Below are 23,617 nucleotides of genomic sequence, written 5' to 3' on the forward strand. Positions count from 1 at the left end.
GCCTCCTTCACCACTTCGACGAGTCGGCGCGCACCCCTCGCTCGGCGAGCCAGACCAGCACGTAGTCGGCGACCGCCCGCCAGCCGCTGTCGACGACCAGCGAATGGGCCCGGTTCGGAAACTGCTTGAGGCTGATGGTGGCCGTCGAGTCGCCGTACAACTTGTACACGGCCCGGGTGACGTGGTCGGGCACCAGCCGGTCCTCCTGCCCTGAGACCAGCAGCAGCGGGCCGCGGCCGGTGTTGCCGTGGTCCACGACCGCCCGCGGGTGCCGTACGGCCCCGCCGTGTCCCAGCTCGGCCAGCAGCCGGCGTGGCCCGGGAACGACGTGGCGCTCGAACAGCTCGGCAGACTCCTGCTCGGTGACCGCGTTGGCGAACAGCCGCCGGAACCTCCCGGCGTCCATCGACACCGGCCACGGCTCCCCGGGCCCGTACGGCTCAAGGACGCTCGGGTGATCGACCGGGGCGGGGGCGATGGCGACCGCGGCACGGCCCGTGTTCGTGCCGAGGAGGTGCTGCGCGATGAGCCCGCCCACCGAATGGCCGACGATCACGGGCGGGGTGTCGAAGGAACGGACGATGCGCGCGTAGTGATCCGTGAGCGCGTCGAGCCCCAGCTCGTGGAGCGTCCCGGGATGCCGACGGGCCTCGCCCACCGTGGCGGGTTCTCCCGGCCAGCCCGGCGCGCAGACGGCGAACCCGAAACTGGAGAAGCGCTCGTTCCATGACTCCCACGACGACGCGTGGAGCCACGCGCCGTGGATGAAGACGACGGGAGTGGGGTTCACGGATCCTCCGGAAAGGCTCAGGACCAGGTTTGATCAAGGATTGTCCGGATACGCCTGGGCGGGAACAGTCGAATGACTGAATGTTCCCGCCCGCCTTGCGTCGCTGGTCCGGCGCGGTCTGCCGGGACGCCGTGCTCTGGGGGAGGGTTTCGCGTGGCCGGCACGGCTGCCGTTCGCCGTGTCTCACCGTCATCTGACTGATGTGTCGGATTCCCCTGCCCGAAACAGTAAGAAATGCCGCATTCCCTGTGACACGACACGGAGGACTCCATATGATCAACAGGCGCACCTTCGGCAAGGCCGTCGGTTTGGCCACCGGCGCGACCGTCGCCTCGCTGGCGGGCTTGCAGGCCTTCCCGGCCGCCTCCGCCACCACGCGCGGGGCGGCCCCGACGTTGCCGACGGTCACGCCCGGCACGCACACGTCCTTCGCCTCCCTGAAGCAGGTCAAGGCCGGGCTGCTGGACATCGGTTACGCCGAGGCGGGCCCGGCCCACGGACCCGTGGTCATCTGCCTGCACGGCTGGCCGTACGACATCCACAGCTTCGTCGACGTCGCGCCGCTGCTGGCGGCGCAGGGCTACCGGGTGATCGTCCCCTACCTGCGCGGTCACGGCACGACGCGGTTCCTGTCCTCGAAGACGTTCCGCAACGCCCAGCAGTCGGCGATCGCGCTCGACATCATCGTCCTGATGGACGCCCTCAAGATCGACAAGGCCGTGCTCGCCGGCTTCGACTGGGGGTCGAGGACCGCCGACATCATCGCGGCCCTGTGGCCGCAGCGGTGCAAGGCCCTGGTGTCGGTGAGCGGCTACCTCATCACGAACCTCAAGGCCAACCTCGAGCCGCTGCCTCCGAAGGCCGAACACGCCTGGTGGTACCAGTACTACTTCGCCACCGAGCGGGGCCGGAAGGCCATGGAGAACAAGGACAAACGCCACGACCTGACCCGGCTCGTCTGGGACACCGTCTCCCCGACGTGGAACTTCGACGACGCCACCTTCGAGCGCACGGCCGCGGCCTTCGACAACCCCGACTACGCCGCCATCGTGATCCACAACTACCGGTGGCGGCTGAGCCTGACCGACGGGGAGCGCCGTTACGACGGTCTGGAGAAGCGGCTCGCCGACCGGCCGGTCATCACGGTGCCGACCATCACCCTGGACGCCGAGCGCGACCCCTTCACGGCGCCGCCGGGCGACGGCTCGTCGTACCGCACCATGTTCACCGGCCCCTACGAACACCGCACCCTGGAGGGCATCGGCCACAACCTGCCGCAGGAAGCGCCCACGGCCTTCGCCCAGGCCGTCGTCGACGTGGACCACCTCTGACGAACGCGAACGGCCAGCGCACCACCTGCGACACCAAGACAGCCTGCCGGATGCGATCCGGCAGGCTGTCGGTGCGTTCGCGGCCGATTGCCGTCAGACGGTCTGCGTCCGCGGCCGGCGGGCACGCCAGGCCAGCAGCCCGGCCTGGATGATGAAGAACACGCCGCCGCCGGTGGCGTAGACCGACAGCACGTCGAGCGAAGCGCCGTCCCCGAGGGCCTGGATGTTGTAGAAGACGCCCACGAGGAACGACAGACCGCCCGCGATCAGCATCGGCCACTGTTTGCCCAGCTCCGGGCCGCGCCGCCGCAGCCCGACCAGCACCTGCGCCGCACCGGAGACGACGGCCCAGACACCGAACACGTGCAGCACCGCCGCCACCCCACCCGCCCCCGCCAGGCCGACGCCGGCGGCGGCCAGGGTGCTGAGCACCCCGTTGAACAGCGTCAGGCGACGCTCCGATCCGTCAGGGAGCGCACGCAGGTCGATCAGCGACGACACCGCGTCGATCAGCGGATACGCGACCAGCAGGCTGATCGTGAGGACGTCGATGGGGTCGTGCGCGGAGGCGAACGCCGCGGCCCACGCCACGGCCAGGACTCCACGGCCCAGATACAGCTTCAGCAGGGATGACGTTCCCGATGACGGATTCGTGTTCATGATGGGCGGCCTTTCCAGACGAGTGGATGGTTGTCAGCGCCGGACGGAGGCGCAGTAGTAGCTGCCTGCGTCGGCCGGGTCGCCGTGGCCGGTGTAGCGGGAGACGGACGGGTACCGGCACAACTCGCGCGTCACCGTCTCGCCGGAGGAGTCCGTGATGGCGGCGCTCAGCGTCTGCGGGGCCTTGCCCTGTTCGACCCAGGCCGTCAGGGCGCCGAGGGCGTCGGTGGGCTTCGGGCCGGTGCTCGTGTCGCCGGCGCAGTGGGCGACGCCCGGCGCCAGGAACAGCCGGTAGAAGTCATCGACCCGGCGCGCACCGCCCATGGCCAGCTCCACCCGCCGGCGGTAGTCCACGGTGCCCTGGGCGGGAATCAGCTGGTCGGCCTGTCCGTGCCAGGTGAGGAGCTTGCCGCCGGACCTGCGGAACGCCGACAGATCGGGGTCGCCGGTCCCGATGATCGCGTCGTACTCGGCCTGGGACTGCTCGAACAGCTTGGCGAACTCGGCGTAGGTGATCGTCGAGAGGTCGTAGGAGGGCTGCCGCTTCAGGAACGTCGAGACCCAGATGGCCGGTACGGGGAACGGCGCGCCCACGCGATTCCCGTCCGCGTCGATGCGGGTACCGGCGAGGTCGAAACCGGCTCCGATCGGGATGCCGGACCACAACTTCTTACCGGACGGGGTGCGGGGGCCGTCCCAGATCTTGCGTACGACGGCGGCGTCGGCCGCGGTGATGGTCTCCTGCTCGCCGTCACATTCGACGCTCTTGCCGATGAGCCGCCGCGGGTCGAAGGCGCACGCGGTGGGATCGCCGATCAGCCCGTCGGGAGCGCCGTCGAGCGGGTCGCAGGCCTTGACGGCGGCCTCGTTGAAGGCCTTGAACTCACACGGGGAGAGGAAGGTGTTCTCCTCGTTCATCACCACCTGCGGCCACAGAGTCGCGACCTCGAACTCGTCCCAGTTGATCGCCGGAGCGGTGGCCAGGATGCCGTCGAAGTCGCCAGGGTGGCGCTGGGCCTCCATGTAGCCCTGGCGTCCGCCGGTCGAGCAACCGTTCCAGTACGAGTAGGAGACGGGCCTGCCGTACACCTCGTTGACGACCTGCTTGCCCACGACCGCCATCTCGTGCTGGGACCGGTCGGCGAAGTTCTTCAGCAGCGCCGTGTTGACCTTGCCATCACTGTTCAGGGCCCAGCCGGTGTCCAGGTACGTGCCGACGCCGGCGTCGGTGGTCGCGGCGGCGTAGCCGCTCTTGATCGCGCCGGCCAGGCCCGCGCCGTAGTCGCCGGCGGCGAAGGCGGCGCCGCCCACCGCCTGGAAACGGCCGGTCCAGCCCGTCTCAGGCAGCCAGACCCGCACCTTGGCGTGGTCGCCGACGCCCGGGTGGGTGAGCGTGACCGTGACATCGCAGTAGGCCGGCACGTCCGGGATCTTCACCACTTCGGTGAACGGCGGCACGGGCTGGATGGTCAGGGTGCCCGCCTCGCGGCTCACCGCCGTCACGGACTCCACCGCGGTGCCGGCCGGGGCGTTCACGGAGATGGACGAGCACGTGAACGGGACGGCGGCGGAGCTCGCGGTGCCGACCGAAGCCGCGGCCGGCAGGCACGCCGCCGCCAGCGGCACTCCGGCCGCCAAGATGATCAGAAGGCGTTTCATGACGTTCCTCTCGCTGAAGTACTGGGCCGTCAGCAGTTGGGTGCGTCTCACTGTCGTTCGCGGCCGGCACCCGGCACATCAGTCAGTTGACGGTCAGTACCGGCGAGCCGCTCCAGGCGCACGTCACACGCGCTGCGGCGCGCACAGACGGCGCACACGGCCGCCGCGCAAGGCCAGGCAGCCTGTCGGCCGGCGCCGTTGCAGTGCAGCCTGTCGGCCGGCGCCGGTGCAGTACTGAACGACGGCCCGGCCGACTCGTCGTGACTGACCGTCAACTGACTGATGTGACCGCGGTCCTTCCCGGACGACAGTGATGGCACCAGATCTCTGAAGCCTTCTGAAAGGGGAAATCGTGGTCAGCAGTAAGGGTGTACGCAGCCGGCGGCTCATGTCGGGCGCCCTGTCGACGGTCGCGGTCGGTCTCCTCGCCACCGCCGCCACGCCCGCCTTCGCGGCGGACAAGCCCGCCAAGCCGACCATCGTGCTGGAGCACGGCGCCTTCGCCGACGCCTCCAGCTGGAACGCGGTGATCGAAGAACTGCGCGCGGACGGTTACCCCGTCGTCGCCGCGGCCAATCCGCTGCGTGGACCGGCCAACGACGCGGCCGCCCTCCGCAGCGTCCTCGACCACGTCGCCGGACCCAAGATCCTCGTCGGGCACTCCTACGGCGGCTCGGTCATCAGCGTCGCCGGCGCGAACGACCCCCAGGTCAAGGCCCTTGTGTACGTCGCCGCCTTCCTGCCCGCCCCCGGCGAGACCGCCCTGGAGCTGACGAACAAGTACCCCGGCTCCACCCTGCCCGGCACCCTCGACCCGACCCCCTTCACCCTCCCCGACGGCACCAGCGGAACCGATCTGTACATCAAGCCCGGCAAGTTCCACCATCAGTTCGCCGCCGACGTACCGGCCGGCACCGCGGCCCTCATGGCCGCCACCCAGCGGCCCATCGTCCAGTCCGCCCTGGAGGAGAAGACCGAGGCCGCCGCCTGGAGGGACAAGCCCACCTGGGCCATCATCACGACCCAGGACCTCAACATCCCCGCCGAGGTCCAGCGCTACATGGCCAAGCGCGCCCACGCGCACTCCGTCGAAGTACGCGCCTCCCACTCCGTCGCCGTCTCCCAGCCCAAGACCGTGGCCGGCGTCATCGAGAAGGCCGCACGCGCCACCCGATAGCCCCACGACGCGAAAGAAAGATCACAACCATGGACATGAAGCTCGAAGTCGTCGTCCTGCCCGTATCCGACGCCGACCGCGCCAAGGACTTCTACACCCGGCAGCTGGGTTTCCGCCTCGACGCGGACTTCCCCATCAACGACGGTTACCGGATCATTCAGGTCACTCCCCCCGGTTCGGCCTGTTCGATCATCTTCGGCGACGGCCTCACCGACGCCGAACCCGGCGCGGTCCAGGGACTGCACCTGATCGTGTCCGACATCGAGCAGGCCCACAAGGAGCTGGCGGGCCGCGGCGTCGACATCACCGGCCCGTTCCACGACGCCACCGGCGCCTTCCACCAGGTCGGTGAGACCGGCCGCGTCATGGGCCTGCACCCGCAGCGTGCCAGCTACGGCTCCTTCGCCTCGTTCGCCGACCCCGACGGCAACCGCTGGTTCCTGCAGGAGATCACCCAACGGCTGCCCGGCCGCTGATCGAGGCGGTGTATCCGCCGAGGCCGCCGCTGAAGTCTGGCCGGACTGCCACCGCCGCTCAGCCTGGCGTTGCACTCCGTAGCTGTTCTAGAGCGGCGTGCTCCACCAGAACCGGGACATAGTCACGCACCGGACTGTCCTTCAGGTGCTCGTAATTCTTCATTACGACGGCTTCGACCTGGTCGGACGAATGCATGCCACTGAAACTAGCCGTCAGCCGTGCCACCACATCGCGCATCACCGCGCCCGGTGCTCCTTGATGCTCGCTGTCACGGTTTCGCAGATGACGGCCGGTATGCGCGCAGACCTTCGAGCAGTGCGGTCAGGTAGCGATGGGCGGTGGCAACCCGGTCGACGGTGGGGCCGCTGTGGACTTGAACGGCGTACGCGATGCCGCACATGAGCGGGACGAGGTCGGCGGGGGTCAGTCCGGGGCGGACCACCTCGGCCGCGCGGGCCCGGTCGAGCAAGGTGGTGCCTGCCGAGCGCAGGAATCGCTTGAGTTCTGCGGTGTGTGGCAGGGTGTCTGTGGGTGCGGCGGTGACGGCGGGCAGGGAAGCATCGCTGACCTGCGCTTCAACGACGTGGTGGAGGAAGCTCTCCAGTGCGCGCCAGGGGTCGGTTTCGGTCAGTGCCTGCTCGCCGTGGGCGGCGAGGGCTTCCAGGCAGGGCTCGGCGAGAGTCTCCATCAGTGCTTCCGCTGTGGAAAAGTGACGGTAGACGGTGCCGACGCCAAGTCCGGTACGGCGGGCGACGTCGTTGAGCTGCAAGGGCGTGCCCTCGTCCACCAGATCGCGGGCGACGGCGACGATCCGGTCCCGATTGCGGGCGGCGTCCCTGCGCAGCGATGGGGGCGTCATGAGCGCAGTCTAATCGGATTCCCTATCCGCATCGCCCTGCCTCCGCGTGGACGTCCTCGATCACGTCACATGGCCGCAAGGGGCGCGTGCCGTTCGCTGAGTCGGCGCACAGCCTCGGCGATGCGGGGGTCGGTCGCCGCGCGGAAGGGGGCTACCGGACGCGCCTGGGGGCCGATGACGACGCCTGTCCGGCCGGTCAGCGCGTCGTCGGTGGCGGCGACGATCGAGGGCTTGGCGGCCACCGACGCCGGCCCTGAGGTCGAGCGCTCGAACTTGCGCCGCACCAGCGGCCACAGCAGCCGCAGGCCGGGTGAGACGACTTTCGGGTCTGCCAGGGTGCCGTTGGTCATGTCGGTCGCGGCGCCTCCGGGATCAGCGGCGAAGACCGAGACGCCCGTCCCGTCCAGCCGTGCGGCCAGGTCGAGCGTGTAGGCGAGGTTGGCGAGCTTGGCGCGGCCGTACCAGTGGAAGCCGTAGTAGCCGCCGGGCGGCTCGACGGCGTCGAACACCCGCTTCGCGACCCCGACCGAGCCCGAGGTCACGTTCACGATCCTGCTCGGCGCACTGGCCGTCAGCGTGGGCAGCAGCAGTTCGGTGAGCAGGTACGGCGAGAGGTGGTTGACGACGAACGACGCCTCGACGCCGCCCTGCTCCCGCCGATCCACGAACATCGCCCCGATGTTGTTGACCAGCACGGTCAGCGGCTCACCCGAGGTCGAGTGGTCGGAGGCGATCCGGTCGGCGAGCGCGCGGACCTCGTCGAGCGAGGCGAGGTCCGCGGACAGGAACCGGGCGGGGTGCGTGGGCGCCGTCGCGTTGATCCGGTCGACCGCACGGGCGCCCCGATTGGCATCACGTCCGACCATGGTGACCGCGAATCCGGCGTCGGCCAGCCCCACGGCCGTCTCCAGGCCGATGCCCGCCGTCCCGGCCGTGACCACAGCTGTTCGTCTCATCGTTCGTCTCCTCCCGGCAAATACGGATAGGTCATCCGCTTAGCGTGAAGCTAGCATGGATTCGGATGAACTATCCACTTAGGGTGGAGGATGCCCTTTTGGCGAAGCCTGGTGCAGATCTGCACCACTGAGATGGCTCAATAGCGCCCCTGCCCGGTCTCCACTACCAGAACCGCTCGCGAGCCGCCGATGACGCCGATGTCGGGCACCAGCTCCACGCCTCTGTTGGGGATCACCACCAGGTCACGGGCAAGCTCCTACACTTCGTGAGGGGCCTGTGGTGCGTACCGTCCACGAGCGCCTGCAGGCCGTCCTGTGGAACGGCACCGTCGGCCTGACTCCGCTGCCCCATGCCCTGCCTGACGGGCTCATCACGGTACGGCTGGCCGACACGCCGCCCGGTCCCGTCGTCCTGGCCTGGAACGACGCCGACGGCAACCCGCTCATCCACTCACTCGTCCGCCTCGCCGTACAAGAGTTCGCCGCGACAGGGCGAGGATGATCACGCCGCGCCCCGCGAATCGCGAAATTGACCAGTCACCAACGAGTTCAAACGCTGTTACGGCGCTTCACCGGTTGCCGTCAGACGGTGCTGGATCTGCGGTTGTGCCCAGGTGTGCGTTCGATGAGGCCTTGCGCGGCAACCTGTCGGCGAGGGTGCTGAATGACTGGTCGGCCTGGAAGGTCTCCGACGCCAGGCTCTGGACGCCGATCACGGCGAGCAGCCGCAGTTGGTCGACCGCCGGGCTCCCGGCCGGGGCGGTGAAGAACTGCAGGCGTTGCAGGCCGTCCTCGCTGAAGAGGTTCTGGCAGTGGACGTCGAGCACGCCCAGGGTGGGGTGGATGATCCGCTTGCGGTCACCGCGGCGCACCGCGACGTCGCCGCTGTCCCACAGCTCGGCGAACTCCTTGTTCGTACGGCGAAGCCGCGTGACCATGGCCATCGACTGCGGGTCGTGATCACGACGGGCCACGGCTGCCCGCAGGTCGTAGACGAGCACGCGCGAGTGGTGCGGGTGATCCGCCTCGGGATAGATCGACCGGCTACCGGGGTCGGTGAACCACTGGTAGACGTAGCTGTCGCCGGTGGCGGGGCCGAGCAGCGCCGTGGCCGGCCCGTTCTGCGCGAGTGTCTCGTGCAGGTCCGTGATGATCCGCGCGGGTGTCGTGTCGAGACGGTCTAGCAGGGCGAGCATCGCCGGTTGCACGTGTACCGCCGTCCCGCGGGTGGCCGGTGCCGTACGGCCGGCGAGCCGGAACAGGTGGTCGCGCTCGTCCCCGTCCAGGCGGAGCGCGCGCGCCAGAGCGGCCAGAACCTGGGCCGATGGCTGCGCGCCCCGGCCGCGTTCCACCTCGATGTAGTAGTCCACCGACGTGCCGGCCAGCTGGGCGATCTCCTCCCGGCGCAGGCCGGGCACCCGTCGACGGGGACCGGTGATCAGGCCGACCTCCTCCGGGGTGATTCTGGCCCGCCGTGTCCGGAGGAAGGCGCCGAGTTCAGACAGGTTCACCCGATCAGCGTGACGTACGGGCCTCGGGGCCAGCCAGGGGTCGCTACCCCCTGGTCAACGAGCACCTGGATACCCGATTTCCGCTCGGTCATGGTTTGAACCATCGAAAGGAGAAAGCACATGCCGTTCGCCAATTTGAAGGTCCCGGCCGGCACGCTCACCGCCGAGCAGAAGGAGGACCTGATCGTCAAGGTCACCGACCTGTACTGCGACACCTTCGGCGACGCCGTACGGGACAACACGATGGTGCTCGTCGACGAGGTCGTCGACGGCGGCTGGGGCGTCCGGGGCGACGTCCTCACCCTGGCCAAGATCCAGCAGCACGCCTGATCGGCTTCCCGCCCACCCCGGTCACGGGGTGGGCGCCTGCATGGAGAGTTCATGATGAGAGTCGCACTTGTCACCGGCGCTTCCCGCGGCATCGGCCGCGCGGTCGCCGAGAAACTGGCTTCCGACGGCTTCGCAGTCGTCGTCGGGTATGCGGGCAACTCCGACGACGCAGCCGCCACGGTGAAGGGAATCGACGGAAACGCGGTGGCCGCCCAGGCCGACGTCGCCGACGAGAGCGCCGTGGCCGCCATGTTCGATCTGGCCGAGGAGACCTACGGCGGAGTCGACGTCGTGGTGCACAGCGCGGGCATCCTGGAGCTGTCCCCGCTCGCCGAGCTTGACCTGGCCGCCTTCGACCGGGTGATCAGGACCAACCTGCGCGGCACCTTCGTGGTGAACCAGCAGGCGGTCCGACGAGTACGACGCGGCGGCGCCGTCGTCAATCTGTCCACCTCGGTGGTCGGCCTGGCCTTCCCCGGCTATACGGCCTACGCGGCGAGCAAGGGCGGCGTGGAGGCGCTCACCCTGATCCTCGCCCGCGAGCTGCGGGGTCGTGACATCACCGTCAACGCCGTGGCGCCTGGTCCCACCGCCACCGACCTGTTCCTGCAGGGCAAGGACGAGGAGACCATCGACCGCCTGGCCGCGCAGTCCCCGCTTGAGCGCCTGGGCACTCCGCAGGACATCGCAGAGACGATCGCCTTCCTCGCCAGTCCCGCGGGCCACTGGGTCAACGGCCAGGTGCTGCGCGCCAACGGAGGAATCATCTGACATGGTCATCGTGGTGACCGGCGCGTTCGGCGAGCACGTTCCTCAGTTCTTCCATCGACGCGCGGAGGATCTCCGGCAGGTCCGGCTGGTCTGGCTCGCCGATCCAGCGCGCGAAGGCGACCTTGAAGACGGCGATCCCCGTCTCGGCGGCCAGGCTCGCGGCCGGCTCGGAGACACCGCGGCCACGCAGCGCGTCAGCCATCGCCGCGGCGAGCCCGGCGAGCTTGATCAGCTCGCGTTCCCGTAGTTCCGCGTTCGCCGATACGACGGCGTCGCGCTGTCTGACCCGTTCGGGATTTTCCTGGAGCAGGGCGCCCAGGGCTTGGAGAGCGGCGCCCACCGTGTCCATCGGCGTCGCGTGGGCCGGCGCGTCCGCGGCGGCGCGCACCAGCAGGTCCCGCGCCATCTCCGTGCCAAAGAACAGGACCTCCCGCTTGTCGGCGAAGTGCCGGAAGAAGGTTCGCTCGGTCAGCCCGGCCCGCGCGGCGATCTCCGCCGCCGTGGTCTTCTCGAACCCCTGCTCGGCGTAGAGCGTTAGCGCTGCCTGCGCCAGCCGATCGCGCGCGTTCGGCTCCCATCGACCCATGGCGCGATGATACGTGATGACAGTGACTGACATCACGAGATAAGTTGATGACAGTCACTGACATCAGGGAGTTCACATGCGGGTATTCGTCACGGGCGCGTCCGGCTGGATCGGCTCGGCTCTCGTCCCCGAACTCATCGGCGCGGGCCATCAGGTCCTCGGACTGGCCAGGTCGGACTCCTCGGCCACCGCCATCGCCGCCGCGGGAGCCGAGGCGCTCCGCGGCGGCTTGGACGACCTGGAGACCCTGCGCGCCGGGGCCGCCGACTGCGACGGGGTCGTCCACCTCGCGTTCATCCACGACTTCACCCAGTTCGAGGCCTCGGTACAGGCCGACGCCCGCGCCGTCGAGGCGTTGGGCGCCGCACTCGAGGGCTCCGGCAAGCCTCTGGTCATCGCTTCCGGGACCCCAGCGGTACCCGGGAGTGTGGCGACCGAGCGTGACGAGAGCGCTCCCGGCTCACCTGCGGCGGGCCGGGACGCGAACGCCCGGGCGGCCCTCGGCATGGCGGAACGCGGCGTCCGCTCGTCCATCGTGCGGCTGCCCCGGTCGGTGCACGGCGAAGGCGATCACCACGGCTTTGTCGCCCGCCTGATCGGTATCGGCCGCGACAAGGGTGTCTCCGGCTACGTCGGCGACGGGTCCAGCCGCTGGCCCGCGGTGCACGTGCTGGACGCCGCGCGGCTGTTCCGCCTGGCGGCGGAGCAGGCCCCGGTCGGATCGGTGCTGCACGCGGTCGCCGACGAGGGCGTGCCGATCCGCGAGATCGCCGATGTGATCGGCCGCCACCTGAACCTGCCGACGGCTTCCGTCCCGGCCGAGGACCTCAGCTTCCTGGGCCGGATCCTCGCGGTCGACCAGCCGGCATCCAGCACGCTGACCCGCGAACTTCTCGGCTGGCGGCCTACCCAGCCGGGGCTCATCGAGGACTTGGACAAGGGCCACTACTTCGGCTGAAGATCGCATCGAATCGCCCCGACGGGGGATGCCATATCCGGCCCGGGTGACCGCTCCTAGTGTCCTGCGCCTGAAATGATGAGTCTCCGGGCAAGGTAGTCGGCCAGGCAGTTGAGGATCTCGTCGGCGGTCTTGGTCCAGACGAAGGGTTTCGGGTCGGTGTCCCAGGTATCGATTCACGCCGTGATGTCGTCCTCCAAGCAGGCGTGCAGGCCCTCGACGCCCTCGGCCTGGTAGGGACGGTGCCAGGTGTAGTGCGCCTGCCGGCTGATACCGAAGTGCCTGCGCGTCATCGCGACGTTGCCGCTGACCTTCTCGACGGGATCGATGGCTGTTCCCTGTTCGTGGTGCTCGCTGCCGTTGTGGCCCAGCTCTCGGGGCGTGTGGGGAGCGAGGTGTTCACCTCAGGCCATGGAACGACACGGGATTCCTCTCTTGCACGATCTGTGGATCATCGCCCGTCGCCGGTGAAAATCAGGTGACATTTCGCATCGTTTGCCGGAATGCTGGGTGCGGTCTATGAGTTTTGTCGGTGGTGTCAGGCAGTCTGTACATGACCACGACTGCTTGTGAGACCCAAGGCTGGGACACCAGCCATGACCGCGTTATGTTCGACAACCCCGATCGAGGTGCCGTGCCCAGCCCACAGCTTGACTCACCTGCCAAATCCGCGGCCCCCGTTTCAGGCCGCACCCCGCCCGTGATCCGGCTGCTGGTGCTCGCCACATTCGTTGTCATCCTCAACGAGACGTTGTTGATCAATGCGATCCCAGAGCTGATGAAGGCACTGCACATCACCGAGCAGACCGCGCAGTGGCTCTCGACCGCCTTCATGCTGACCATGGCCGCGGTCATCCCGATCACCGGATGGTTCCTGCAGCGGGTGTCCACCCGCAGCGCGTACACCACCGCGATGGGTTTGTTCCTGCTCGGCACGGCGGTGGCCGCCGCCGCACCGACGTTCGAGGTGCTGCTGGGCGCCCGAATCATCCAGGCCTCCGGAACGGCCGTGATGATGCCGCTGCTGATGACCACGCTGATGCAGGTGGTGCCCGAGACGGACCGGGGCCGGGTGATGGGCAACGTCACGCTGGCCATCTCGGTCGCGCCCGCAATGGGCCCCACGGTCTCGGGAGCGATCCTCCAATTCGAGATCTGGCGGCTGCTGTTCGTCGTGGTGCTCCCCATCGCCGCCGTGATCACATGGCTCGGCCTGAAGCAGCTCAAGAACGTCGGAGAGCCCCGGTTCAGCACCATCGACTGGTTCAGCGTGGTGACCGCCGCCGCCGGCTTCGGCGGCCTGGTCTACGGGCTCAGCCAGTTCAAGGGCAGTGACGTCCGCGTTGCCGCCGGATTCGTGGCGGCCGGCCTGATCACTATCGCCGTCTTCGTCTTCCGCCAGCTGTCGTTGCAGAAGCGCGGCGTGCCGCTGTTGGACCTGCGCACCCTTCGCCACCGCACCTACACGGTCGCGCTGATCATGATGTCGGTCGCCTTCATGTCGATGCTCGGCTCGATGATGTTGCTGCCGCTGTACCTGCAGAACATCCGCGGACTCAGCCCTCTGGAGACCGGACTTCTCGTGATGCCGGGCGGCCTGGCGATGGGTCTGCTCGGTCCGACCGTCGGCCGCCTGTTCGACCGGTTCGGCGGCCGGGTTCTGGTCATCCCCGGCGCGATCGGGATCATGCTCGCGCTCGTCGGCTTCACCCAGATCACGATGACCATGCCGTACTGGCAGCTCCTCGGTCTGCACGCGCTGCTGATGGTGGGTCTGGCCGCGACCTTCACCCCGGTGTTCACCCTCGGGCTCGGAGCAGTTCCCCCGCAGCTCTACTCTCACGGCAGCTCGATCCTGAGCACGCTGCAGCAGGTCGCCGCGGCCTTCGGCACCGCGCTCGTGATCACCGTGATGGGCGCGCGGGCCGATGCCCTGAAGTCCGCGGGAGTCACCGCGGCGCTCGCCAACCTCGACGGCATGCGGCTGGCCTTCATCATCGGCGCGGTGCTGTCCGTGGCCGTGGTCATCACCGCCCTGCTCCTACCGGCCCGGGCGAACAACGCCGGCGAACACTAGGGACCCGGTCGACGAAGCCGGCGCCGAAGGCCATGCCTCCGGCGCCGGCGTGACGGCCTCACTGGAACTTGTCGAGCTGCTCCAGAGCGAACGAGCGGATCTCCTCGTCCTCCACGGTGGCCGCGTGCGCCAAAAGGTTCGTGTCCTCCTCGTCGGACAGGCGCACGGCGGCCGCCGCGGCGAACAGCCGGGCCACTCGGTCGTCGCCTTCGAGCCGGGCGACGACGTCACGCGGGTCGAACTCCTCGGTCTCCAGGCGGACCAGCCACTCGGTCAATTCCTTGAGCTGAACGTCTTCCAGGTGTTCCGCGCCGGCCGCCAGCTGCTCGGGCGAGGCGGCGGCCAGGAACCCGAGGACCTTCCAGCGGACGGCGGCGTCGGGGTCCCGGCTCAAGGTCAGCACCTGGGCGAGGACGGGCCCGTCCTGGGCGTCGCCGTTCACCAGCACGACTTCGATCGTGAAGAACCGGACCTGGCGGAGGGGGTGGGCGAGGAGGGCGGGAACCTCTCCCATCAGCGGAACGGCGAGATCGCCCAGCTCCGACAGCAGCCAGGCTCCCGTCCGCACGACCTTCTCGTCACCGCTGTGGAGAAGCCTGCCGAGGTTCTCCACGGGGTAGCCCGCGAAAAACTCGCTCAGCAGATCGTTGGCTGCCGGGCCCACGACGTTGTCTTCGGCCGAACACGTGCGGATGCGCTCGATCAGGTCGTCGCCTGTTTGCGTCTCCATCAGCTTTCACTACCTCCCAAAGAGCCGCCTCAGGGCCGACTTTTCCCGACTCAGTCTTTCTTCATGGCCGACTTCGTAGCCCAGTCGCTGCTGCTCCTTCTCCCGCGTCTCGATGCTGTCTTCCAGGTCTTTCTTGAGCTTCTCCTTTTCCGCAGCCGACATGCCCCTCGTGCTCTGGGGGATGTCGCCGTGGAACTTACCGGTCCGGTCTTTGCTGCCCCACCTGCGGCCCCCTCCGCCGCCTCCGCCGCCCCGGCCGCCGCCCCCGGATCTGTTGTTCCCGCGGCCCATCCGGGCGATGCCGTCCTCGACGGAACGGGGGCCGGACGGCGGCCTCAGGCCCGTGGGCCGCAACGGGATTCCGCCGTGAGGGCCGGCCGCGAGCGGGCGCGGGCCCATCGGGCCGCCGGGGAGCCTGAGATTGTCCAGGATACGGCGCATCGGTTCGGTGATCTTGCGCCGTACCAACGGCGCCAGCACCTTGCCGGTGCCCTCACTCCCCTCGCGCAGAATACTCCCGACTATCCGGCGCCTCAGGAGCACCCGCGTGGTGGCGGCCGTCGCCCCGACCACCCCGCCGAACGCCAGCAACTTGGCGACCTCCACCGAGGCGAACACCGCCTGTGTGCCCGCCGCGACCTTCACCCCGGACACCACCGAGGCGGTGCCTTCGAGCGCCACGGGTGTCAACCTCGTCGCGGCGTTGGCCTGGGCGATGTGGCCGTCCTGCGCACCGGTCCTGTCCCAGTAGTTCGCCACGCTGGTGGCGGCCTGGCCGCGGTAGACCTGCTGCACGCCGCGGACCGCCGAGTCTGTCTCTCCGGACGCGCCGACCGTGGCGGCATGGGCGGTACGCGCGGCGTCGCGTTCCGACCTGGCGTCGTCCTCGTTGAAGCCCGGCCAGGGGCCGAGCATCGACATCATCCCGGCGGCCTCCGGGGGGAGGGTCACAGCCATTGCCGACCGAGTTCCTCAGCGGCCGCAGTGTTGGCTGCCTCAACGTCCCGGATGTTTTTGACCGTCTCGTACAGGCCGTCGCCGGTGCTGCCGATCGCCGTGTGGAGCTCGTCGAGCACGGCCATCGACGTCTCGCGGCATTCGGCGTAGACGCTGGTGATCGTGGAGAACAGGCCGCAGTCTCCCCAGGAGGACACGCCGTCGCCGCGTGCCCGGAGACTGCCGGGCGCGGCTCCGTAGTCCTCACCGTGGGTCCTGATCCGCGCGGCTTGCTGCTCCACCGCGCCAGAAGTGATCTCAAGTCCCGTCATGCTGAATGACCATATAGGCCTGTATGTCAGCCTTAGCAACACTTCACGTATATGAGATCTACATCTCATCGTTAAGATCGTTTCAGTGGCGTTTAGACTATGCCGCGATTGTTCATCTGATCGCACTGCCGGAGGTTGACATGCCGTCACCTGCGCCCGAAGACGACGCCGAATACCTGGCCGACTACTTCGCCAAGGGCCAGAGCATCATGCGTGATCTCCAGGAGGCGCGGGCCGCGATCCGGCAGCTGGAAGGCCAGGCCCAGAGCCAGGACGGGCTGGTGGAGGCCGCCGCCGACGGCCAGGGCGGCCTGACACGCCTGCGCATCGACCCTCGGGCGCTGCGCCTCGGGGAGGAAGCCCTTGGCCGGGAGGTGGCGGCGGTGCTCCGCGCGGCGCAGGCGGACGCGGAGCGCAAGGCCCAGGAGATCGCGGACGAGTTCTCGGACAACACCCCGGCCCTGCCCGAGCCGCTGGACGAGGCCTTCGTGCGCGAGCGGGTGGAGCAGGCGGCCCGCGATCTTCTCTAGATCCGAGAGGCAAGTGTGTACGAGCATCGGTACGACCCCGCCAACATCAGGGAGCGGGACCTCGACGAGGCCGGTCGGCAGGGCGAGTCGATGCTCGCCTGGCTGGAGACGGCCCAAGAGGAGCTCGACCAGATCACCGGAACGGGCGAGGCGCCATCGCGCCAGGTCAAGGCGGTAGTGGACGCGGACGGACGGGTCCTCCAGATCGTCTATGGACCCCGCGCGACGCGCCTGCCGAGCCTCGAACTGGCGGAGGAGACACTGGCGGCGGTGCGCGAGGCATGCACGGACGCCCAGCGCCAGATCCATGACCTCCTGCGCGAAGCACTGCCGGGCTATGACCCGGCGGAGGCGAACGCCCGTCTCGAGGACATGCTGAGCCAGTGGAGCTGACCGCTCATCCTGCGGAATGGTTCAACTCGCCCCTCGGACGTGGGTAAAGGGCCCGGCTCGATGAGCCGGGTCCTTTGTGGTTTCGTCGCCCACTCCCTCACCCCAACGGCTTCCGCCGGTCTCAGGGGGAGCGGTCGGTGATGAGGACCTGGAGGCCGTCGAGGATGCGGGTGAGGCCGAAGCGGCGTCCGGTCGCATCGGCGTGGCCGGGGGCGGGAGAGTCCAGGGTGGCGATGAGGGCCGGGTAGCGGGAGGCGTGTTCGCGGAGCAGTCGCTCCAGGGCGGGCCGGGCATTACCGGCGTTCCAGGGCTGGGTGCCCGCGGTGTTGGTGGACTGGGTGTTGCGGATGTGCCCGAAGATCAGGAAGGCGGCGTCCATGCGCTCCTGATTGGTCAGCGGGGTGTCGGCCAGCGCCGTGATGGCACATTCCGCCCAGGCGGCTTCGCGCGGGCCCATGACGCGGTCGCCGAGGGTGACCCAGGGCAGCCAGGGATGCCGTCCCCACGTCTCCTCCAGGCGGCGGGCGAACTCCTCGACTCTGGGCCGCCAGCCGGCGGCGATGGGCGCCAGGTCCGGCGGGTCACTCCACGCTTCCTCGACCATGACGGCGACCAACTGGTCCTTGCCCGCGACGTAGCGATACAAGGCCATCTTCGTGACGCCGACGGCGGTGGCCACGCGCTGCATCGACACCGCGTCGATCCCTTCGGCGTCGGCGATCTCCACGGCCGTTCGCGCGATGCGCTCCACGGTGAGCGTGGGTTTCGGGCCCCGGGTCGGTTCCCGGGACGTGCCCCACAGAAGCGCGAGGAGCCCGTTTTGATCGGTTTCGCCCATGTTCATCTCCAGCCGGTTGCCCAACAACTCTAACTGTGTCTATCGTAATCAGTATCTGCGGGATACAGTTTAATCGTTGGTTGAAGGACAGCTGTGAAGAACGTGCTCATCTCCGGCGCCGGCATCGCGGGCGTCACCCTCGCTCATTGGCTCCACCGCTACGGCTTCGGCGTCACCTTGGTGGAGCGTGCGCCCGCGATCCGGGCGGGTGGCTACAAGGTCGACATCCGGGGCGCGGCCCTCCAGGTGATCGAATGGATGGATCTGACCGAGCGGGTGCGCGGGATGCGCACAGAAGTGCGGACCGGCTCGGTCGTCGACGCCGCGGGCAGGCGGGTGGCCTCCATGGACGGCGACACCTTCGGCGGGCGCGAGCACGACGACGCCGAAGTCCTGCGCGGCGAGTTGCATCAGCTGCTGTACGAGCTGACCGCCCAGGATGTGGACTACCGCTTCGGCGACTCCATCGCCGCCCTCACCCCCACCTCCGACGGAGTGCAGGTCACCTTCGCCGGCGGACGGACCGAGTTGTTCGACCTGGTGGTGGGGGCCGACGGGCTGCGCTCCACGACCCGGGCCCTGGCCTTCGGCCCCGACGATCAGTTCGTCCGCGACATGGGTTACTACGTCTCGGTCTTCTCCGTGCCCAACCATCTCGGCCTCGACCGCGAGGAGCTCACCTACGTCGGCCCCGGCCGTACCGCGCTGACCTACAGCACCGCACGCGAGGCAGGCGCCCGGGCCATGTTCCTGTTCTCCTCCGAGCCGCTCTCCTACGACCACCGCGACCGCGCCGAGCAGGAGCGCCTCCTGACCGCCGCGTACGCGGGAGAGGGCTGGGAGCTCCCCCGCCTGCTGCGGGCCGTCAGCGACTCCCCCGACTTCCTGTTCGACTCCCTCAGCCAGGTCCACATGGACCGCTGGTCCGCCGGACGCGTCGTGCTGCTGGGCGACGCCGCCCACTGCGCCTCCCCCGCCTCCGGGCAGGGCACCAGCCTCGCCCTGGTCGGCGCCTACGTCCTCGCGACGGAACTGGCCGCCGCGGGCGGCGACCACACGGCCGCCTTCGACGCCTACGAACGGCGCATGCGTCCGTTCGTCGGCGAAAACCAGAAACTGGGCCCCGCCAACATCAAACGCATGGTGATGGCCAGCAGAATCCAGGTCCGCGTGTCCATGGTCATGCTGTCCCTGATGGCCCGCCTGCCCGGCAAGGACCGCATGCTCGCCAAACTCGTGCAACCGATCCACAGGGCCGCCAACGCCATCACCCTCCCCACCCCCACCCGCCATACCGGCCAGGCGCCCGCCCACGACCACACCTCAGCCGCCTGACTGACGGGAGCCGTCGCCGCTCATGACGGCGAACCTCACGGCGGCTTCACACCGGGTCGCCGGGAGGCAGTGCGGGTGGATGCCGAGCGTGACGCTCACCGTCGACTGCCCAAGCCGGTCACTCACGACCTTCGGAACTTCATGACCTTTCGCGGCGTTAGTGCTTCCGCAGCGGGCCCCTGCAAGAGGAGTCGTGGGTGGGCGGACGAGAGAGCGGGGAGCATGATCGGCGGAACCGGCACCCCCTTGCGTGGCAGCCCAGCGTCGATCTCCGCCGGAAACCGGCTCGTCCCCCTCGTCCCCGAGGTCGTGCCCTGCTGCAGAGCCGAGGTTTCGGATGAGGGCGGCGAGCAGGACGATACGCAAACGTCGTCACGACCGATCGGACACCTGATCGCTTTGCCGCCGCCGGGTCGCCGAACAGGCGAAGCGGCGGCGGCGCATGGCGGATCTCGGTCATCGTCGAGCGGATCGGCCGGACACACCCGCTCGTACCAGCAGGATGACCAGCGCCGCGGCGGAGGTCGCGCCGGCGAGGACGAGCAGGTCCGTCAGCATCCGGGCGTCGAGACCGATGAGCGACTGGCCGCGCTGGGCCTGCCAGACCAGGATGCCGATGAGCCCCGCGTAGCCGAGAGCGGCCACCACCACCAGGGCGGTGCGGGTCGTCGCGTCCCGCAGGGCGGCGATGCGGCGGGACAGCAGGCGCAGGCCGACGGCGAGCAGGGGCAGCGCCTGGAGGGCGTGCAGCCCGACGAAGTGGGCGACGCGCAGGTCGCCCGCCACCGTGGACCAGCCGGTCAGCGGCATCCCGGCGCCGTCGTCGGGCGCGCCGACGGTGTGCGCGCCGATCGTCACCAGGCGCAGCCCTCTGTCGAGTGCCTCGGCCTGGGCCGGTGTGGGGCTGGTCATCAGGTAGCCGACCGACATGCCGGCGAGCGACACCAGGATGCCGAGCGGGACGGCCCAGGCCAGCGCCCGGTCGCTCCGGCGCTGGAACATCAGGAACACTCCCATGGCGAGGGTCAGCGCCCAGCCCAGGTACGCGGCGCCGCCCATGACGGCGAACAGCGTGGAATCCAGGGAGGTGGTGAAGTTGAAGTGGCTGGGCACGCCGCGGGCGGCCTGGAAGACGATCACTCCGATCTCCGGGAGGAGAAAACCGGCCGCCGCCACCGTCCCAAGCCACCACAGCGTCCGGCGCCAGCGCTGAACGCCGTGCATCATCCAGGCCAACGTGGCGGCGTACATGCCGAAGGAGACGGCGAACTTCAACGGCTTGAACCACACCGGCTCCCCGAGAAGCGTTCGCCCGTCGACCATCAGTCCGAGCCCGCACAGGACGGCGAGCCCGGCCATGGCGACGGAGCAGATCACCAGGGGCCGGTGAACGGTTCCCAAGGGGACGGTTCCCGGGTCGCGGCGGAGTTCCTGGGGGATTCGGGGGCGGCTGAGCAGGTTCGTCATGCAAGAAAGCCTGGTGGCCGGAGGCGTCCCGAAACAGAGACGTGATCACCTGCGAGATGTGACCTCCTCATGATCCAGACATCGGGCCCGTTTCTCCCTCAACCCGACGACGGCGTGGCCGAGGAGATCGGCGGTGGCCAGGCGTCATACTCAACCAGTGACCAAGAAGACCGATTTGGGAGATTTCTTACGGTTGTGGAGGGGGCGGGTGGCATCCCTGCGAGCCGGTCTCCCAGCCATCGCGGGGCAGGCTTTCATGGCGCGGCTCACGGCCGTGGCGGTCTTCGCGGCCTTCGCCACGATCTACGCGGCGGCGACGCCGTACGGCGTGCTGGCGGCGTTGCCGGCCTTCCTGCTGCAGCTGCCGCGCCACCGCACCTGGTGGCTGGTGGCGGCGCAGGGGGTGGTCTGCTTCGCCGGTGTGCTCGGCCTGGGCCTGTCGGTGGGGCTTCTCGGGTTCCTGGGCGGTTCCCTGCTCCTGACCCGGTGGCGGCCTCTCGCCGTACTGGTCGTCCCGGTCGCGGCCTGGCTGGGCACGCTGGACGCGGCCATCAGCGCGGCACTCATCTCGCTGGTCATCTTCGGGCTCACCCGGCTGACCGAGCGGGCCGGGGAGATGCAGGCCGCCCGGCTCGCGCTGGCGGCCGCGGCGGTCGCCGAGGAGCGGCTGCGGATCGCCGCCGAGCTGAACGCCGGGCTCGGCGCCGGGCTGGCCGCGATCGCCGACGGCTGCCGCAGGGCGCTGGCCGCCCCGCAGGACACGGGCGAACTGCTCGCCGAGGTGGTCGCGACCGCCCGCACCGCCCTGGCGGGCGCGCGCTCGGCCGCGGCCGGTTACCGTTCCACCTCGCTCACACCCGAGCTCACCACCGCCAAGGCGATGCTCACGACCGCCGGGGTGCGGTTCGAGGTGCGCGCCGCCCACCCGGAGCCGCTGGGACCCGCGGGGGCGCTGCTCGCCGCGGTCCTGCGCGAGGCCGTGACCGAGGTGGTCGAGACCGGGTCGGAATGCCTGATCGAGACGATGGCCGAAGGCGGGGTGGTGCGCCTGCGCGTGACCGGCGACGGGGCCCCCACCGCCGATGACCGCTTCCTGGCCGAACTGCCCTCCAGCTTCGCCGACGCCGGCGGCTCGCTCACCACCGGCCTGACGTCTCGGGGCCGCCTGGTCGTCGAGGCCGCGCTCCCGCTGCCCGCCGTGGAACAGGAGAGCACCGCCGGACGGCACGCGCACCTGCTCGCGGTCGTGCTCCTGACCGTGGTGCTGGCCGGGTTCAGCGCCAAGGCCCTGTTGAAGCTCCCGGCGGAGCAGCTGCTCGCTGCCGCCGCCCTCCTTGGCCTGGTCGTGTATCTGCAGGTGCGCTCGACCCGCGGCCGTCACATGGTGGCGCTGGCCGTCATGGCCCTGCTCGCCTTCGCGCCGATCGTCCCGTTCGGCATGGCCTGGCTGGGCGTGGCGGGGTTCCTGGCCGGGCCGTTGCCGCTGGCCTTCCACTGGGCGCTCGCCTGGCCTCTGGTCGCCGCCGTCACCGGCGCCGTCGCGGTGATCGGGGTACGGCTGGACCTGCCGGTCCCGATGACGGTCAACTACGCGATCAGCACGGTGGTCACCGGGCTGGTCGTCTACGGCCTGCTCCGGCTGGCGCAGGTGGTCGGCGAACTGGAGGAGGCCAGGGCAGAGCTGGCCCGCTCCGCGGTGGTCGAGGAGCGGCTGAGAGCCGCCCGCGACCTGCACGACCTGCTCGGCCACAGTCTGGCCGCCATCCTGCTCAGCTGCGAGCTGGCCCGCCGCCTCGGCGAACCGGCCGAGCAGCTGCGGCAGATCCTGACGATGACCGAGCAGGCCGAGGCCGACCTCCGGGCGGTCTCCGGCGAGCACCACACCCTCTCCTTCACCGAGGAGGTCGACTCGGCTCAGGCCGTGCTCAAGACGGCGGGCATCGAAGTGCACCTGGACCTTTCGCACGAAGAGCTGACCGTGGAGGCCGAGACCACGCTGAGCGTGGTCCTGCGCGAGGCGGTCACCAACGTCCTGCGGCACAGCTCCGCCCGCCGCGTGGAGATCGTCACCTCGATGTCAGGCGGCGAGGTACTCCTCAGAGTGCGCAACGACGGGGTACGGCAGGCCCGGGGACGGCGCGGGTCCTCAGGCATCGGCAACCTGACGACCCGGCTGGCCGTACTCTCCGGCACCCTGACCACCTCGGTGCGGGAGGGCTGGTTCGAGCTCAACTCCAACCTGCCTCGCTAGCGATACGCACCGCCTCAGATCCAACCTGCCTCGCCGGCGATGCGCACCGCGTCCGTCCGGTTGCGGGCGTTCAGCTTGGTGACGATGGTCGTGAGGTAGTTGCGCACCGTCCCCACCCCCAGGAACAGCCGGGACGCTATCTCCGCGGCCTCGGCGCCGCCTGCGAGCAGCCTGAGCACGTCCACCTCGCGCTCGGTGAGCGGGTTGTCAGCCAGGTCCCAGGCGGTCACGGCCAGGGAGGGATCGAGGATCCTTTCCCCGGCCGCCACCCTGCGGATGGCCGCGACCAGTTCCTCGGGCGGTGCGGTCTTGAGGAGGAACCCGTCCACCTGGGCGCCCAGAGCCCGGCGCAGGTGGCCGGGTTTGCCGTACGCGGTCAGCATCAGCGTGCGGCAGCCGGGCAGCTCGGCGCGCAGCTTCGCGGCGGCGGCCAGGCCGTCGAGCGTGCCCGGCATGTCGATGTCAAGGATCGCCACGTCGGGCCGGTGGACCCGGGCGGAGGCGAGGGCGGCGTCACCGGAGTCGACGGCGTCGACGATCTCCAGGTCCTCCTCCAGCCCGAGGAGGGTCGCCAGCGCGCTCCGGATGACATGCTGATCTTCAGCAAGAAGCACTCGAATCACGAGAAATGTCTACCAGTGTCCGGATCATGATGTCGTCATG

26 protein-coding genes are annotated in these 23,617 nt (G+C 69.5%); 12 read left to right on the plus strand and 14 right to left on the minus strand.

Annotation, left to right across the window (positions count from 1 at the left end; translation table 11 throughout):
* Positions 1–7 precede the first annotated feature (7 nt).
* The gene (locus tag ACFY2X_RS03230) at positions 8–790 is read right to left on the minus strand and encodes an alpha/beta hydrolase (RefSeq protein ID WP_389931609.1); all 783 of its coding nucleotides are present in this window, start codon (positions 788–790) and stop codon (positions 8–10) included.
* A 272-nt stretch (positions 791–1,062) separates the two neighbouring features.
* Between ACFY2X_RS03230 and ACFY2X_RS03235 the strand changes: the two genes are divergently transcribed.
* Positions 1,063–2,121 (plus strand): alpha/beta fold hydrolase, encoded by a 1,059-nt coding sequence (locus tag ACFY2X_RS03235; RefSeq protein WP_389931610.1) that lies wholly within the window; start codon positions 1,063–1,065, stop codon positions 2,119–2,121.
* A 93-nt stretch (positions 2,122–2,214) separates the two neighbouring features.
* Here the strand turns inward: ACFY2X_RS03235 and ACFY2X_RS03240 are convergent, their stop codons facing one another.
* Together ACFY2X_RS03240 and ACFY2X_RS03245 are read right to left on the minus strand one after the other, a co-directional pair.
* A complete protein-coding gene (locus ACFY2X_RS03240) occupies positions 2,215–2,781 on the minus strand; it encodes a DUF308 domain-containing protein (protein WP_389931612.1) in 567 nt (188 codons plus the stop codon).
* Positions 2,782–2,814: 33 nt separating this feature from the next.
* Positions 2,815–4,440 (minus strand): DUF6351 family protein, encoded by a 1,626-nt coding sequence (locus tag ACFY2X_RS03245; RefSeq protein ID WP_389931614.1) that lies wholly within the window; start codon positions 4,438–4,440, stop codon positions 2,815–2,817.
* A 352-nt stretch (positions 4,441–4,792) separates the two neighbouring features.
* Here ACFY2X_RS03245 and ACFY2X_RS03250 point away from each other — a divergent pair, with 352 nt between their 5' ends.
* Positions 4,793–5,617 (plus strand): alpha/beta fold hydrolase, encoded by an 825-nt coding sequence (locus ACFY2X_RS03250; protein WP_389931616.1) that lies wholly within the window; start codon positions 4,793–4,795, stop codon positions 5,615–5,617.
* 35 nt (positions 5,618–5,652) lie between these two features.
* Entirely contained in the window at positions 5,653–6,093 is a 441-nt protein-coding gene (locus tag ACFY2X_RS03255) for a VOC family protein (RefSeq protein WP_389931617.1), read from the plus strand.
* 58 nt (positions 6,094–6,151) lie between these two features.
* Here ACFY2X_RS03255 and ACFY2X_RS03260 read toward each other — a convergent pair whose 3' ends face one another.
* From ACFY2X_RS03260 to ACFY2X_RS03270, 3 genes are all read right to left on the minus strand, one after another.
* On the minus strand, positions 6,152–6,331 hold the full coding sequence (locus tag ACFY2X_RS03260; RefSeq protein WP_389932322.1) for a three-helix bundle dimerization domain-containing protein: 180 nt from the start codon (positions 6,329–6,331) through the stop codon (positions 6,152–6,154).
* 31 nt (positions 6,332–6,362) lie between these two features.
* A complete protein-coding gene (locus ACFY2X_RS03265) occupies positions 6,363–6,953 on the minus strand; it encodes a TetR/AcrR family transcriptional regulator (protein ID WP_389931618.1) in 591 nt (196 codons plus the stop codon).
* A gap of 65 nt (positions 6,954–7,018) precedes the next feature.
* Entirely contained in the window at positions 7,019–7,909 is an 891-nt protein-coding gene (locus ACFY2X_RS03270; protein WP_389931619.1) for an SDR family NAD(P)-dependent oxidoreductase, read from the minus strand.
* Between the two features lie 280 nt (positions 7,910–8,189).
* On the opposite strand from ACFY2X_RS03270, the gene ACFY2X_RS03275 reads away from it, so the two are divergent.
* Positions 8,190–8,411 carry a hypothetical protein gene (locus tag ACFY2X_RS03275; protein ID WP_389931621.1) on the plus strand — a complete coding sequence of 74 codons (222 nt, stop codon included), beginning with the start codon at positions 8,190–8,192 and terminating at the stop codon, positions 8,409–8,411.
* A gap of 67 nt (positions 8,412–8,478) precedes the next feature.
* Here ACFY2X_RS03275 and ACFY2X_RS03280 read toward each other — a convergent pair whose 3' ends face one another.
* Positions 8,479–9,420, minus strand: a complete 942-nt coding sequence (locus ACFY2X_RS03280) for a helix-turn-helix transcriptional regulator (RefSeq protein WP_389931622.1) — start codon at positions 9,418–9,420, stop codon at positions 8,479–8,481.
* Between the two features lie 120 nt (positions 9,421–9,540).
* Here ACFY2X_RS03280 and ACFY2X_RS03285 point away from each other — a divergent pair, with 120 nt between their 5' ends.
* On the plus strand, positions 9,541–9,750 hold the full coding sequence (locus tag ACFY2X_RS03285; RefSeq protein ID WP_389931624.1) for a 4-oxalocrotonate tautomerase family protein: 210 nt from the start codon (positions 9,541–9,543) through the stop codon (positions 9,748–9,750).
* Between the two features lie 54 nt (positions 9,751–9,804).
* Positions 9,805–10,521 carry an SDR family oxidoreductase gene (locus tag ACFY2X_RS03290; protein WP_389931626.1) on the plus strand — a complete coding sequence of 239 codons (717 nt, stop codon included), beginning with the start codon at positions 9,805–9,807 and terminating at the stop codon, positions 10,519–10,521.
* Here ACFY2X_RS03290 and ACFY2X_RS03295 read toward each other — a convergent pair.
* A complete protein-coding gene (locus ACFY2X_RS03295) occupies positions 10,514–11,107 on the minus strand; it encodes a TetR/AcrR family transcriptional regulator (protein WP_389931628.1) in 594 nt (197 codons plus the stop codon). The two genes, ACFY2X_RS03290 and ACFY2X_RS03295, sit on opposite strands and share 8 nt — an antisense overlap.
* A gap of 76 nt (positions 11,108–11,183) precedes the next feature.
* Between ACFY2X_RS03295 and ACFY2X_RS03300 the strand changes: the two genes are divergently transcribed.
* Together ACFY2X_RS03300 and ACFY2X_RS03305 are read left to right on the plus strand one after the other, a co-directional pair.
* Entirely contained in the window at positions 11,184–12,065 is an 882-nt protein-coding gene (locus tag ACFY2X_RS03300; protein ID WP_389931630.1) for an SDR family oxidoreductase, read from the plus strand.
* A 700-nt stretch (positions 12,066–12,765) separates the two neighbouring features.
* The gene (locus tag ACFY2X_RS03305; RefSeq protein ID WP_389931632.1) at positions 12,766–14,142 is read left to right on the plus strand and encodes an MDR family MFS transporter; all 1,377 of its coding nucleotides are present in this window, start codon (positions 12,766–12,768) and stop codon (positions 14,140–14,142) included.
* A 58-nt stretch (positions 14,143–14,200) separates the two neighbouring features.
* Here the strand turns inward: ACFY2X_RS03305 and ACFY2X_RS03310 are convergent, their stop codons facing one another.
* The 3 genes from ACFY2X_RS03310 to ACFY2X_RS03320 are packed head-to-tail and all read right to left on the minus strand — an operon-like array spanning position 14,201 to position 16,140.
* A complete protein-coding gene (locus tag ACFY2X_RS03310) occupies positions 14,201–14,872 on the minus strand; it encodes a hypothetical protein (RefSeq protein ID WP_389931634.1) in 672 nt (223 codons plus the stop codon).
* A 9-nt stretch (positions 14,873–14,881) separates the two neighbouring features.
* Entirely contained in the window at positions 14,882–15,829 is a 948-nt protein-coding gene (locus tag ACFY2X_RS03315) for a hypothetical protein (RefSeq protein ID WP_389931635.1), read from the minus strand.
* A complete protein-coding gene (locus ACFY2X_RS03320) occupies positions 15,820–16,140 on the minus strand; it encodes a hypothetical protein (RefSeq protein ID WP_389931637.1) in 321 nt (106 codons plus the stop codon). The genes ACFY2X_RS03315 and ACFY2X_RS03320 overlap by 10 nt, the downstream gene beginning before the upstream one ends.
* A gap of 140 nt (positions 16,141–16,280) precedes the next feature.
* Here ACFY2X_RS03320 and ACFY2X_RS03325 point away from each other — a divergent pair, with 140 nt between their 5' ends.
* Both ACFY2X_RS03325 and ACFY2X_RS03330 read left to right on the plus strand, forming a co-directional pair.
* Positions 16,281–16,670, plus strand: a complete 390-nt coding sequence (locus ACFY2X_RS03325; protein WP_389931639.1) for a YbaB/EbfC family nucleoid-associated protein — start codon at positions 16,281–16,283, stop codon at positions 16,668–16,670.
* Positions 16,671–16,685: 15 nt separating this feature from the next.
* Entirely contained in the window at positions 16,686–17,063 is a 378-nt protein-coding gene (locus tag ACFY2X_RS03330) for a YbaB/EbfC family nucleoid-associated protein (RefSeq protein ID WP_389931640.1), read from the plus strand.
* Between the two features lie 121 nt (positions 17,064–17,184).
* Here ACFY2X_RS03330 and ACFY2X_RS03335 read toward each other — a convergent pair whose 3' ends face one another.
* On the minus strand, positions 17,185–17,901 hold the full coding sequence (locus ACFY2X_RS03335) for a TetR/AcrR family transcriptional regulator (RefSeq protein ID WP_389931642.1): 717 nt from the start codon (positions 17,899–17,901) through the stop codon (positions 17,185–17,187).
* Between the two features lie 93 nt (positions 17,902–17,994).
* On the opposite strand from ACFY2X_RS03335, the gene ACFY2X_RS03340 reads away from it, so the two are divergent.
* Positions 17,995–19,236 (plus strand): FAD-dependent monooxygenase, encoded by a 1,242-nt coding sequence (locus ACFY2X_RS03340; RefSeq protein ID WP_389931644.1) that lies wholly within the window; start codon positions 17,995–17,997, stop codon positions 19,234–19,236.
* Positions 19,237–19,692: 456 nt separating this feature from the next.
* Here ACFY2X_RS03340 and ACFY2X_RS03345 read toward each other — a convergent pair whose 3' ends face one another.
* The gene (locus ACFY2X_RS03345; RefSeq protein ID WP_389931647.1) at positions 19,693–20,703 is read right to left on the minus strand and encodes a hypothetical protein; all 1,011 of its coding nucleotides are present in this window, start codon (positions 20,701–20,703) and stop codon (positions 19,693–19,695) included.
* 208 nt (positions 20,704–20,911) lie between these two features.
* Between ACFY2X_RS03345 and ACFY2X_RS03350 the strand changes: the two genes are divergently transcribed.
* Positions 20,912–22,954 carry a histidine kinase gene (locus ACFY2X_RS03350; RefSeq protein WP_389931649.1) on the plus strand — a complete coding sequence of 681 codons (2,043 nt, stop codon included), beginning with the start codon at positions 20,912–20,914 and terminating at the stop codon, positions 22,952–22,954.
* Between the two features lie 14 nt (positions 22,955–22,968).
* Here the strand turns inward: ACFY2X_RS03350 and ACFY2X_RS03355 are convergent, their stop codons facing one another.
* Entirely contained in the window at positions 22,969–23,577 is a 609-nt protein-coding gene (locus ACFY2X_RS03355; RefSeq protein WP_389931651.1) for a DNA-binding response regulator, read from the minus strand.
* Between the last annotated feature and the right edge of the window lie 40 nt (positions 23,578–23,617).

Source organism: Streptosporangium sp. NPDC000396, from assembly GCF_042898655.1.
GTDB lineage: Bacteria > Actinomycetota > Actinomycetes > Streptosporangiales > Streptosporangiaceae > Streptosporangium.